The sequence below is a fragment of the Algoriphagus persicinus genome (assembly GCF_035156415.1).
Taxonomy (GTDB): Bacteria; Bacteroidota; Bacteroidia; order Cytophagales; family Cyclobacteriaceae; genus Algoriphagus; species Algoriphagus persicinus.
The window spans coordinates 52,778-65,958 of sequence record NZ_JAYEEY010000012.1 but is presented as its reverse complement, the minus strand read 5'-3'; the positions used below and the strand labels follow the sequence as shown (position 1 = coordinate 65,958).

The window sequence follows — 13,181 nt, the reverse complement described above, 5'->3', positions numbered from 1 at the left end:
AACAAAGCACTATGAAGAGTATCAATCTCAACAACACTGGTATGGGTCTGATTGGTTTATTGGCTTTTTCCTTCTTTACAAATACTGCCTTTAGTCAGGATCAATCTGCGTCTGAATTCAAAAAGACGGTGATTTCGCGGGATTTCCTTTCTGAAGGAGTAGCGGTAGCTGACCTCAATAAAGATGGTCAGATGGATATTGTCGCGGGATATTATTGGTTCGAAGCGCCCAATTGGACGCGGCATGAGATCTCTCAATCCCGGGTTTTTGACCCAAGGAAGGAATACAGCAATTCCTTCCTGAATCTCGGAATGGATGTCAATCTCGATGGATGGGATGATGTGGTCATCATAGATTACCCTGGGACTCCAGCTTATTGGTTTGAAAACCCAAAGACTGAAAGTAGCAATTGGCAAAAGCACATCATTGCAGACTCAGTCGGAATTTCGAATGAATCACCAGGTTTTCTTGATATTGACGGTGATGGCAGGCTGGATATACTTTGTGGAGATCCTGAAAAGAAGCAAATTATCTGGCTTCAAGCTCCTACAAAATCAGGAGAAACTGAATGGAAACGCTTTCCACTTTCTGAAGAAAATGTACCTGGAACTGACCGATTCTCCCATGGTCTAGGCTATGGAGATATTAATGGCGATGGGTTCAAAGACGTCGTAATCGCCGAAGGTTGGTTTGAAGGAAAAGCAAATCAAAAGTCTGGTGACTGGATTTTCCACCCAGTCCAGATCAGCGAACCCGCCTCGCATATGCAGGTCTTGGATGTAAATGGAGATATGAAAAATGACGTAGTCAGTGCATCTGCGCATTCACTGGGCGTATGGTGGCAGGAGCAAATGAATGATTCTTCGTTCAAAACCCACCTTATTACAAATTTGACAGCACAAACTCATGCCACCATCATGGCGGATCTCAATGGAAATGGGAATTTGGAAATGATCTCAGGTAAAAGATATCTGGCTCACAATGGAAATGATGCTGGAGACGGTGACACCCCTTATTTATTCTATTTAGAATTTACTCCCGGGATCGGACCTTTTTTCCGTGAGCACATCATCGACAACGACTCAGGAGCTGGGTTAAATATTACAGTAGAAGATATGAACAAGGATCAAAAACCTGACATTGTGATTGCAAATAAGAACGGGATTTTTCTCTTCGAAAATCAGATAAAAAAGTGAGAGGGGCGCTAGAAAGTCAAAAACTCCCGATAGCTACTAGGATCACTAAAGCCTATAATCCTCTTGTCTCAATACTGGCAGCTTGGAGATACAACTAGTAAAAACATTTCCTCTTCAAAGCTAAATCAGTGATTCAAGGCGAGTCTTCCACCATTTATCAATGAATGCCTCCTATGAACAAGGAATGAAGGAATATATGCTCCCAAAAAAGGGAAACTGATATATTTGAGGACGCAAAGCGCACCTGCCAAAATAATAAACCACTATCACACTTTTAGCATGTCTAAAATATCACTACCTATAATAGCCCTAGTCGGTTCCTTTCTTGCATTTGGGTGCTCAACCCCGGATACTCGAAAAGCAGATCTAGAAGAGCTTACCAAATACTATCCTCAATTCCCTCTCGACACTGCAAGTCACGGAGCAGACAGCACTGAATTGATCATGACCAATTTTGCCGGTCCGGACATCGTCCCTAGCCCAGCTGCATTGGCCGTTTCTCCCAATGGAAATGTATTCGTCGGTGTGGATATGATGGGTTCACTCGGAAAAGAGCCCGGAAAAGGCGCTATAGTCCGCTTAGTCGATAGCAATAATGATGGTGAACTGGATTCTCATACTGAGTTTGTGAAAGTGGACAACCCACGGGGAATCATCGCAGTAAGAGATCAAGTCTTTGTGCTTCATACGCAGTTTTCAGAAGCAACCGGAAAGGCCGAAGGAATGAACTTGGTGGTGTTTGAAGATAAAGACAATGACGGTGTGGCGGACGAACCGTCCAAAATGCTCATCGAAGGCATTTCCTCTCCCGAGTCGATTCGCTCTCGTGGTACCGATCACTCCACTAATGGGATCAGAATGGGTATTGATGGCTGGATTTATATAGCCGTAGGTGATTTCGGATTTCATAATGCCACAGATAGAGATGGCAAGCAAATGACCATGCTGGGTGGCGGAATTGTACGAGTTCGTCCAGACGGAACAGAAATGGAAGAATACATCCATGGAACAAGAAATATCTACGATGTGGCTATTGATCCGTTTATGAATATTTATACCCGGGGCAATACGAATGACGGTGGAGGATGGAATATCCGTTTCATCCACTATACACAGTCTGGTGAGTATGGGTACCCTAACTTTTTCAAAAACTTTACTGAAGAAATTATTCCTGCACTCGTTGATGTTGGAGGAGGTTCCGGCACAGGAAGTTACTTTATGGATGATGATCGCTGGCCAGCCAAATACAATCACGTACCGATGATGGCAGATTGGGGCAGAAGCCAATTATATATCCACCGTGTGACCATGGACGGCCCAGGATTTACACAACAGGATGAAGAGTTTATCAAACTTCCACAGATTTCAGATCTTGATGTGGACGGTTCAGGTCGCATGTACCTAGCTGCTTGGAATGGTGCCGGATACTTTGGTAGCCCAGAAAAAGGCTATGTGGTGCGAGTTGTACCAAAAGACTGGACTTACGAAGCTTTCCCTGACTTACAAACAGCTACACTGGAAGAATTGACAGAATTACTTAAAGCGCATAATTCTGTTTCACGTTTTCATGCACAGCGCGAAATGCTTGCCCGCTTCCCGGATGAAGCAGGAGCTGCGGCGCTTTCTGTAGCAACTGATAAAACCTTATCGCTGGAGGTAAGAGTAGCTGGTATATACACTTATGCGCAGGCAACCTGCGAAGGTGGGAATGGAGAATTGGTAAAATTAAGCCAAGAAGAGAAAGTGAGAGAATTCGCACTAAGAGCTTTGGTAGACCGCAAAACCTGTCTTCAGGGAGTACCTCTTGATCCATTTATTGAAGGCGTAACTGATCCAAATGATCGGGTGAAGTCAGCTGCTATCGTGGCACTGGGAAGAATTGGAAATCCAGAGGCAGCCGAAGAATTGTTAAAAGTAAAAGTACCGGATTCATTCAAGCAGCCAGAGAAAGGAACGGAAGGGCCACACGCTACTTCTAATTCCGCTATTATTCTTCCACACATTGCAGTAAAAGCATTGGTAGAACTTCAAGCGGTAGATGAAGCTATAGAGGCCATTGGAACTGAGAATTCTACCCTTGCATTATGGTCTTTGCGCTACATGCATGATCCAAAAGCTGTGGATGGGTTAATCAAAGCCTATGGCGATACAGATGACATGGAGTTGAAAGCGGAAATCTTGGGTACACTTTCTAGATTGTATAAGAAAGAAGCACCATACGATGGATCTTGGTGGTGGGGAACTCGCCCCGATACACATGGGCCATATTATAAAGGGATCACTTGGGAGTCTTCGGCCCAAATCAAAGACTTTTTGATCGGCGAGCGTAATGCCTTTGACGATCCTACGAAAAGACAATTTTTCGCTGAGCTCAACGAGAGAAACAGAATGGATATTGAAGAGTTTGGTGCAGATGAATCAAACTTAGTCATTCAGGAAACTGAAGTTGATCTGGAGAAAATTAAGAGCAAAAAAGGACAGGTTGGTGCCTCTTCCATAGAAGATGTCATGATTGCAGTGGCAGACATCAAAGGAGATCCGGTGAAAGGGAAAACACTTTTCACCAGTCAAGGATGCGTTGCTTGCCATAGCATAGAAAAAGGACAGCCGCTGAAGGGGCCATTTATGGGACAAATCGGCTCGATCATGAATCGCTCTCAGATTACTGAGTCCATTCTGAAGCCAAATGCTTCTATCTCACAGGGCTTTGCTTCCGTGCTTATAGCTACCAATGACGATAAATCTTACATGGGTTTTGTCACTGGAGAAACAGCAAACGAAGTTGTGATTCAGGACATCACAGGCAAAGCAACTAAACTGGATAAAAATACTATCAAAACGCGTAAGGTGATGGAAACCTCCATGATGCCTCCAGGCTTGGCAAATGCACTTTCCTATGAGGAGCTAGCTTCTTTGATCACCTACTTACAGCAGCAAAAATAAAATTTACTGGTCAATAATAGATCCTGGATCAGGTGGAGCTTTGAAGCATTAGCTTCATCTGATTCAGATTATCATGTTGGAAAAACCCAATTTCAAGTTCGGTTTTCACCGGAATTAGTTTTAGCCTAAATGATGACAATTCCAGGTATTTTATTTGAACCTTTGGGGATTTCTGATCCAGATTTTTTAATCGTTTCCCTAGCTGGATTTACTTTCAATTAATAGAAATTTCAACCTCATTGATTCAAAAAGTATTTCACCAATCCTATATAATTACTCAGTCTATACTCAAACCAACACCAAATCAAATGGTCGAAATGCATCCAAAAGCGGATCGGAGGGTTCCAGCTCTGTGACAAGCGTATGAACAGCCGTCATATCACAGGTCTTGTATTTTTGGACGGAATGCAGCTTATCCGAAACAGTCAAAATTATCGTCTTTTTTGCCGCTCGGATCATCGCCTGTTTCACCTGAATCACCTCCCAATCAAACTCTGTCAAGCCAAATTGCGCATCCAAATAGCCTGTTCCCAGTATGCATAGATCCACCCGAAGCTGCGAAAGTGAATTGACCACCGTTCCTCCCACTGCAAACTTAGCGTCATGCAAAAGTTTCCCTCCTAGAAAAATAACCTCCACATTCTCATGATCAAGCAAGGCCATCGCCACATGAAGACTTGGTGTAAATACCGTCAAAACCAATTTTTTCGGAATAAGCTTAGCCACTTCCATATTGGTTGTACCCCCACTCATTAAGATAACCTGTCCATCAGAAAGCAAGGAAACAGTTTTCTCAGCTATAGAGATTTTCTTTGACTTCAAGTAAATATTACCATCGTCTTTCGTGAAGGTCATAAAGCCAAAGGACGTCGCTCCACCATGCACTTTCTTGAGCTTTTTTTCCTTATCTAATTCCTTCACATCCCGTCTGACAGTATCTATGGATACATTCAAAGAATCTGATAAGTCATTGAGCAAAACCCGATGATGTAAGTGTACCTGATCCAAAATATACTTCTGTCTTTCTTCTTTCAGCATGGAATGAAATTTTTTGAGTTTGGGAAACTAACAAAAACAGCAAAAACTTGCAAAGATTTTACGACTTTGTAATTACTGGCAAAAAATAGCGAGAGAGCCTTCCCTATCCTGACATTTTCTGGGTAGTTTAGCTGTGAAAAGCAATTTACCTCTCATTTAAATAGAAGATAATATTCGCAATAAAGCTATGAAAATCAAACCTTTAACTACTATTCTCTTACTATCAGGAATCGTTATCATTTCACTTTTTCAAATCTCCTGTAGCCCTAAATCTACTTTTAGAATAATTGATAAACCGATTACCTGGAACCAAGAGCGTGAAGAACTTTCCTTGAAATACTTAAAAGAACGTCATGGTTTGGAGCAGGCCTCTGCATCTATTGACCCCAAAATGGTGGTCGTTCACTGGACTGCAATCGACAATGTAGAAGTGACTTTTGATGTTTTTGACCCTGCTACTTTGACAGGAAGAGCTGATCTGACCGGAGCAAGTAATCTTAATGTTTCCAGCCAGTTTTTGATCGACAGGGACGGCACGATTTTTAGACTATTGCCGGACACTACCTTTGCCAGACATACCATAGGGTTAAATTACCTAGCGATTGGAATCGAAAATATTGGCAGTGATGATATGCCTCTGACTAGGAAGCAACTAAAAGCAAACGAAGAATTGATCAGATATCTGGAAATAAAATATGCAATTGACTATGTTATTGGTCATTATGAGTATCAAAACTTCCAAACAACTGACCTTTGGAAAGAAGCTGATCCAGATTATCGCACAGTAAAAACCGACCCAGGGGATGACTTTATGAACAAACTTCGGAAAAACCTGGAAGACTTAAATTTGAAACCTGTACCAACGCTCTGATTACCGATTTATGAAATTCCTTTCAAGGTATCTATTTGTTATTCTGGCCTTCGGGCTGTTATTTTCTGCCTGCAAATCACAAAAAAACACTTCACAGGGAAGCAGACCTTCTGGTAGGATCACCACTTCTCCGACCCAAAATCCAGGTGCTAATCTCCCGGTAAAAAGGCTGCCAATGACTCCGGTTGCCTTGCAGCCACTATCCTACCAAATGCCAGAAATGCCTAGAGAATTCCGTGGGGTATGGATAGCAACAGTGGCTAATATCGATTGGCCTATTTCTCCGGATGATACCTACGAAAAGCAAAAGCGTGACTTTCTTAATCTTTTGGATTACTACAAAAACCTGAATTTCAATGCGGTAATTGTTCAGGTTAGAACTGCTGGAGATGCATTTTATCCAAGCAACCTCGCACCTTGGTCAAAGTACCTGACTGGTAAACAAGGAAAAGCCCCAAATACCACCGAGAACCCCCTCACCTGGATGATTCAGGAGGCACATACTCGAGGATTAGAGTTTCATGCTTGGCTAAATCCATATCGGGCTACTATGAATCTAAACACCTCAGACCTCAGCCCAGAACACGATTACAACTTGCATCGAGACTGGATGCTTAAATACGACACCAAGTATTATTACAACCCCGGTCTGCCTGAAGTACAGTCCCATTTGCTAGCGGTGATCAAAGAGATCGTAGAAAACTACGACATCGATGCAATACACTTTGACGATTACTTTTATCCTTATAAAGTAGCAAAATTAGCTTTCCCTGATAAATCTGCCTACGACAAGTACAAGAAGCCAGGGCAGTCTCAGGATGATTGGAGAAGGGAAAATGTGAACCAATTGATCCTTGCACTCAATCAGACAATCAAGCAAAGTAAGCCTTGGGTCCAGTTTGGGATTTCGCCATTCGGTGTCTGGAGAAATCAGGACAAAGACCCAAAAGGATCTCCCACCCGGGCTGGGCAGACCAATTACGACGACCTCTATGCAGATGTATTGCTTTGGATGAAAAATGGATGGGTGGACTATATGATTCCTCAACTCTATTGGAGCATGGATCATAAACTGGCGTCTCACCGCCTTCTGAATGATTGGTGGGCAAAAAATCATTTTAACACCAACATCTACATAGGAAATGGCCCCTATAAAATACGTGGTGATTCAGACGCTGCTTGGGACAATCCACACGAAATAAACACGCAGATTTCTTACACACGAACACTGCCTACAATTCAGGGAAATGCTTTTTTCTCGGCCAAATCCATGAAAATCAAAAATCAGGACGTTGCCCAATTACTCAAAAGTGAATTGTATAATGAACCCACATTACCACCGTCTTTTCAACCCAAAAGCGCATCGATCATAGATACACCTGTGGTATTCAGTGTGGAAGCTAATTCCGAATTGACTTCTATCCGCATGGCAAATCCGCTTGATCCGGCTATTCGCTATGCTTTGGTCCAAGGAGCAAATGAGTTGACTCAGCTGGCAGATTCTGAAATCCATCCTGTTTGGGTTGGCGGTTTACGAGCCAGAACTTTGGAAGTAAAAAGCCTGAATACTGCATATCTTGCCATACGCTGGATTGACCATTACGGCAGAATCGTCCAAACCCAAGTATACCAAATCCCTTAAATCTCCTCTTATGCAAGATATGCTTGTCCGACTGATCGGATTGCCGGATGTTTCTCTTGATGAATCACGACTATTGAAAAAGGAGAATGTCGTCTTTCGAAGAGCTATTGCACCTGAGAAGCACTTGGTAAGTACTTGGGTTTTGGAAAATTTTGGGGAGTATTGGCAATCAGAAGTGGAAGTAGCTTTCTGCAGACAGCCCGTAGCATGCTGGCTGGCGCAAAGAGGAAACGAAATCCTGGGCTTCGCCTGCTATGAAAGTACCGCTAGAAATTTCTTTGGTCCAACAGGAACAATTGAATCTGAACGTGGCAAAGGGATAGGCAAGATTCTTCTAATAAGATCTATGGAATCCATGCGGGAAATGGGGTATGTTTATGCCATTATCGGTGGGGTTGGCCCAGCTGATTTCTATGAAAAAGCGGTAAATGCAAAAACCATCGACGGGTCTGAAGTGAGTATCTACGAAAATCTGATCCGCAAGTCATGAGCAAATCAAACCAAAAAAATCCCTGGATCTGGATCCCTTCACTATACATGACCGAAGGCGTTCCCTACATCGTCATCATCGTCGTGTCGGTGATTATGTATAAAAAGCTCGGTGTCTCCAATTCTGACATAGGCTTGTACACAAGTTTATTATACCTGCCTTGGGTGATCAAACCTATCTGGAGCCCAATTATCGACCTTTTCGGTACCAAAAGAAAATGGTTCCTAAGTATGCAGTTGATTCTATCTCTGGTCTTTTTAGGGGTTGGATTGACTACTGCCGGCAATAACTTTTTCTTTATGACTCTTGCCTTTTTCTGGATGGGAGCATTTGCTTCTGCTACCAATGATATCGCTTCGGATGGCATATACCTGATCGCTCTGAAACCTGAGCAACAATCCTTTTTTGTAGGATTGCGGGGAACCTTTTACCGGATCGGCATGATCACAGGACAAGGCTTAATCGTAATGGTGGCGGGTTATCTGGAAACGAGTCTGAGTGATAATAATAAAGCCTGGTCGTGGACTATGATTATTGTAGGAGCGCTGATGCTTTTACTTACTGCCATTAATTATTTATCAACTCCAAAAGTAGAGCGAGAATCAACTGAAAACATTACCCGAGAAGCTAGTTTCGGGAAAGTCTTCAGTACCTTTTTCACGAAGAAAAACATTGGAATATCGCTTGCTTTTGTACTGCTCTACCGATTAGGAGAATCTCAGTTGGTAAAGATGGCCTCTCCATTTTTATTAGAGGAAAGACAGACCGGCGGACTGGGATTAAGCACCTCTGAAGTTGGTTTTCTGTATGGAACCATCGGAGTGATAGCCTTGCTAGTGGGTGGAATATTGGGTGGAATCGCCATTTCCCGTCATGGACTTGGCAAATGGATGATCCCAATGGCCCTATCCCTCAACCTTCCCAATTTACTTTACATAGGTCTGGCGCACTTCAAGCCAGAGAATATCTTCTTCGCAGGTGCGGTCGTAGTCATCGAGCAATTCGGGTATGGATTCGGTTTCGCCGCCTACATGATCTTCTTGATTTATTTAGCCGAAGGTCTTTTCAAAACCTCACATTACGCCTTGGCCACCGGCTTTATGGCAATGGGTATGATGCTCCCTGGAATGCTTTCCGGCTATATCCAAGAATGGCTTGGCTATACCGGATTCTTCATCTGGGTGGGAGTAGCCATGATTCCTGCACTGGCAATTGCCGCAAGCGTGAAGTATCCTAGGGAGTTTGGGAAGAAAATGGAATGAATTATAGACCTCGCACTCACTAAAGTTCATTATTCGAAATTCATCATTCGTTATTCGAGATGTAATTATGAATGATGAACATCGAATGTTGAATAATGAAGTTTAATCAACACTAAACAAATTCAAAGAGCATGAACTCCAATCAAAAAATTGCTCAGTGCTTTTCTCCTGCCGCATTTATCCACGATTCGGAAGAAAATTACCTCGCAATAGAAAAGCTAATTCAAGAGCAAGAAATAGGCGGATTGACCCTTTTTCATAGCCGCCATTCTGCCGCTGCCAACTTCGAAAAGCGGGCTGAAATCTTGGATGTAAGTGGGACATTGGAGAAAATGATTACACTGATCAATCGCTATCAGGCTATTTCAAAAATCCCTTTGCTGATCAGCATAGATGGGGAATATGGCTTGGCGATGCGGATAGAAAAGACACCTCAATATCCTTTTGCAATTACGCTCGGAGCGATCAAAAAAAATGCAGCGGAATTGATTGAGGAGGTAGGTTACAGCATGGGTTTGGATATGAGAAAGGCTGGTATTCATCTAAACCTAGCCCCATGCTCAGATGTAAATACCAACCCAAACAATCCGGTGATTGGCTATAGATCTTTTGGGACAAATCCGGATAAAGTAGCTGAGCTATCATTGGCGATGTATAAAGGGATGAAGAAAGCCGGAATCGGAGCATGTTTCAAGCATTTTCCGGGTCATGGTGATACGCAGACTGATTCACATTTGGGACTTCCCGTCATTCAAAAAACCAAGGAAGAACTGAAAAAAGAAGAGCTTTTACCATTTCAGTATGGAATAGATAATGGAGTAGAAATGATTATGGTTGGGCACTTAGCGGCTCCGGCATTGTCTGGAGGAAAGGAAATTGCCTCCAGCATCTCTCGGGAGGTTAGTACTGATTTACTGAAAATTGAAATGGGCTTTAAAGGGCTGGTGATCTCTGATGCGTTAAACATGAAGGCGGTTGCCGACTTATTTCCAATTCCTGGCCAACTGGAGTGGGAGGCTTTTCATGCCGGAAATGATATTCTTTGCTTTTCGGATCATGTCAATGAAGGAATAGAAGCTATCAATGAGAATGCCTCCGAAGAGGAAATTGAAGCAGTTTTCGCAAAAATTTGGGCATTGAAAGAAAAGCTGGGTGTATTTGATTTTACACATTTAGATGTTCCTGAATTTGATTGGGTAAGTCATGCAAACTTTCAGTTCCAACTAGCCAAGGAATATGTATCTGTAATTTCTGGGCAGCTCAATACTGTGGAGTTGCAGCAATTGGCGAGGGAAGGAAAGCTAGCTTATCGCACTTTCTTCCCTTGTGAGCTGAACTCATTTGCCCATAAATTGGAAGCAATATTCACCCATAACTTAGAAGAAGTAGATATCAATCAAGCCGATAAAGTGATCATTTCAGTCTTTGTCCCATCTCATAAACCGCTGAATCAGTTTGGTATGAATGAGGTGACATTGGCAGAAATCAAACAATTAAAACAAGCTAAATCTTGTATTCTAGTCCATTTCGGAAATCCCCTAGCGATAAGGCATCTGGGTAATTTGGATGAATTTGAAGCGGTGATTTGTGGATATCAAAGTTTTGAAGAAAGTCAAGAAGCTGTTGTAAAGCTATTTAAATAAAAAAAGCAGCTTCTGGAGTAGCGGCATGACAAATAGCACTTACTTAGATCAAACACGTTTTCCGAAAAGTCATTTTGAGTTCCGCACAGCAGGAAAACGAAAAAGCCGGTCTCCTCGAAAGGAAAACCGGCTCTAAAAGAAATCATCACATATTTGCTACTGGGTTAATCAGCTTCAATTATATTCTGACTTCTTAAATGTTTTCAAGTTCTAGTTCAGCCTTCACAAGTCTAGCATCTTCTCTGTGATCTCTAACTTTACCTAGAGTCTTGTCAGAAAAAGCTTTCATGGTATTATTCTCTCCATTGTCATTCTGGTTTTCATAGACAGACATCGAATTATCCAGCGCTTCTAGTTGAAAATCGATAAAAGCCATATCGAATTCCTCTCCGCTCAAAGCTGCCAATTCATCATATTTGGTTTGCATAGCATCCGATATGTCATCAGATATCTCTACGTCAGTTCCATTTACAATTCCCTTTAGCTCCGTCTTACTTTCTGTGTTTTCAGAAACGAGCATAGTGCCATATTCTAATACAGAATCATCCTCACCGTTGTCTAGTGCCAGCTGCCCAAAATTAATTTGTGCGTTCAGATTTTCAGAGGAAGAAATTGCGAAATTTCTGTCTTGCTGATTATAAGTAGTCAGAATCGGATCATCATCATCGTTTTCGCAGGAAGTCATGCCTACAAGCAAAAATGTTGATAGCATAACAGCTCCAGTATTTCTTGCTCCTCTACTGAAGGTTTTTGCCGTAGTTTGGTTTACATTACTTGTTCTCATAAGAATTAGTTGGTTTAGTATTCTGCCAGTATTCATACAAGTACCATTCCCACGACGTTTCCTGCGAGTTAAAGCCATTTTAATGATTTCGCCTGTGTATTGCTTACTCAGTGTGTTGAAAGTTTTGCTCTTATAGCAAATAAAAAGTTCTCACTTTTCTACGATCTCCCAGATCTCAAATGGATAATAGTCCAGCTCTAATTCCTGATTTTTCACTTTTACCAACACGCGGTTATTTGGCAGAGTCATTTGAATCAAGCCTGAAGGAATTGTCAACTCTCCCGGTAGCTGAACTCCATTTTTGAAAAGTATTATTCTATGAAATTCAGGATCGAACATCCAAAAAGTCTTCTCCTCACTTTTCCTCAACTCATTCGCTGCTTCTGAAATCTCCTTCACATAGATAAGTCCCAATAAATCGAAGTCGAACTTTAAAAGTTCTTGATTCCTAGAATAAAGCGGTGATTTATCTGAAAGACCCAAATTTGACTCTCTGAGCGGGATATCATCTAAAGCTTTAAAAAACTCATGTTTGACTGGGATTCTTTGAATTACGTTCCAGTTGATAGGATTGTAAACAGTGATTTCAGAGTCTATAGTAGTCGTGAAATACAAATTGCTATTCTGTGGATCAATTGTGAATATTGGGTTAATCGTAGTAGGAAACACCTTATCTTCTATTCCTTCAAATACTTTTCTGCTAGATAAAGGAATTTCCGATTTGATTATTTGACTACCCGCATCATAATAATCAATCATGTCCATTTTCTTTGGGGCATCATTAAAACCCCTATTACTTAGGTTAGATCCATTTACGATAAATGAAACATCATGCCCTCTTGTCAAAGGAACAAACTTAGACCGTGGCCCAGAATAAACAACCGTAGTTGTCTTCGGCTCAAATTTGACTTTGCTTATCCTATTGAACTGGGTGTCATACTTCACAAGCTCTAGTGAAGTCTGAACAAACACGTCACCCTCAGGGGAAAAACCCATAGCCAACGCAGATGATTGGTAATCTTCTGGCCCCTCTCCCTGCCTTTTTTGACTGCTGACTATCTTGCCATCTGCATCGAAAACTGCTAGCTCTATGCCCTCAGATCGCTTATCGATAAAGCCGACAAAAACATTTCTCTTTGGGTCATAGTCCCTAATCCCCACTTCTGCAAGGCTTTCTACATGGAATTCTCTCACTTTTTTAAAAGTGTATTCCTGCGCAGATAAGGCGAATGATAAAAAAGTGGTGCTTAACGCTAGTACAGTTTTGGCTAGTTTGTTTCTCATGGGTTTTGTCGATTGACAAACAATCTAA

At 42.0% G+C, this 13,181-nt stretch carries 10 protein-coding genes; 7 read left to right on the top strand and 3 right to left on the bottom strand.

What is annotated here, in order from left to right; translation table 11 throughout:
• Positions 1-11 precede the first annotated feature (11 nt).
• Positions 12-1,196, top strand: a complete 1,185-nt coding sequence (locus U3A58_RS11035) for an FG-GAP repeat domain-containing protein (protein WP_323823484.1) — start codon at positions 12-14, stop codon at positions 1,194-1,196.
• 279 nt (positions 1,197-1,475) lie between these two features.
• Positions 1,476-4,139, top strand: coding sequence for a DUF7133 domain-containing protein (locus U3A58_RS11030; protein WP_323823483.1), 2,664 nt, complete (start codon positions 1,476-1,478; stop codon positions 4,137-4,139).
• A 288-nt stretch (positions 4,140-4,427) separates the two neighbouring features.
• On the opposite strand, the gene U3A58_RS11025 is transcribed toward U3A58_RS11030, so the two are convergent.
• Entirely contained in the window at positions 4,428-5,177 is a 750-nt protein-coding gene (locus U3A58_RS11025) for a DeoR/GlpR family DNA-binding transcription regulator (protein ID WP_323823482.1), read from the bottom strand.
• A 187-nt stretch (positions 5,178-5,364) separates the two neighbouring features.
• On the opposite strand from U3A58_RS11025, the gene U3A58_RS11020 reads away from it, so the two are divergent.
• The 5 genes from U3A58_RS11020 to U3A58_RS11000 all read left to right on the top strand — a co-directional run bounded on the left by U3A58_RS11020 (position 5,365) and on the right by U3A58_RS11000 (position 11,085).
• On the top strand, positions 5,365-6,048 hold the full coding sequence (locus U3A58_RS11020; RefSeq protein WP_323823481.1) for an N-acetylmuramoyl-L-alanine amidase: 684 nt from the start codon (positions 5,365-5,367) through the stop codon (positions 6,046-6,048).
• 10 nt (positions 6,049-6,058) lie between these two features.
• Positions 6,059-7,690, top strand: a complete 1,632-nt coding sequence (locus U3A58_RS11015; RefSeq protein ID WP_323823480.1) for a glycoside hydrolase family 10-like protein — start codon at positions 6,059-6,061, stop codon at positions 7,688-7,690.
• Between the two features lie 10 nt (positions 7,691-7,700).
• Positions 7,701-8,180 (top strand): GNAT family N-acetyltransferase, encoded by a 480-nt coding sequence (locus U3A58_RS11010; RefSeq protein ID WP_323823479.1) that lies wholly within the window; start codon positions 7,701-7,703, stop codon positions 8,178-8,180.
• Entirely contained in the window at positions 8,177-9,442 is a 1,266-nt protein-coding gene (locus U3A58_RS11005; RefSeq protein WP_323823478.1) for an MFS transporter, read from the top strand. Before U3A58_RS11010 ends, U3A58_RS11005 begins: the two co-directional genes overlap by 4 nt.
• Before the next feature lie 131 nt (positions 9,443-9,573).
• Positions 9,574-11,085 carry a glycoside hydrolase family 3 protein gene (locus U3A58_RS11000; protein ID WP_323823477.1) on the top strand — a complete coding sequence of 504 codons (1,512 nt, stop codon included), beginning with the start codon at positions 9,574-9,576 and terminating at the stop codon, positions 11,083-11,085.
• 193 nt (positions 11,086-11,278) lie between these two features.
• Here U3A58_RS11000 and U3A58_RS10995 read toward each other — a convergent pair whose 3' ends face one another.
• A complete protein-coding gene (locus U3A58_RS10995; protein WP_323823476.1) occupies positions 11,279-11,869 on the bottom strand; it encodes a DUF4142 domain-containing protein in 591 nt (196 codons plus the stop codon).
• A 150-nt stretch (positions 11,870-12,019) separates the two neighbouring features.
• Complete coding sequence (locus U3A58_RS10990) at positions 12,020-13,153, bottom strand: hypothetical protein (RefSeq protein ID WP_323823475.1); 1,134 nt, start codon at positions 13,151-13,153, stop codon at positions 12,020-12,022.
• Between the last annotated feature and the right edge of the window lie 28 nt (positions 13,154-13,181).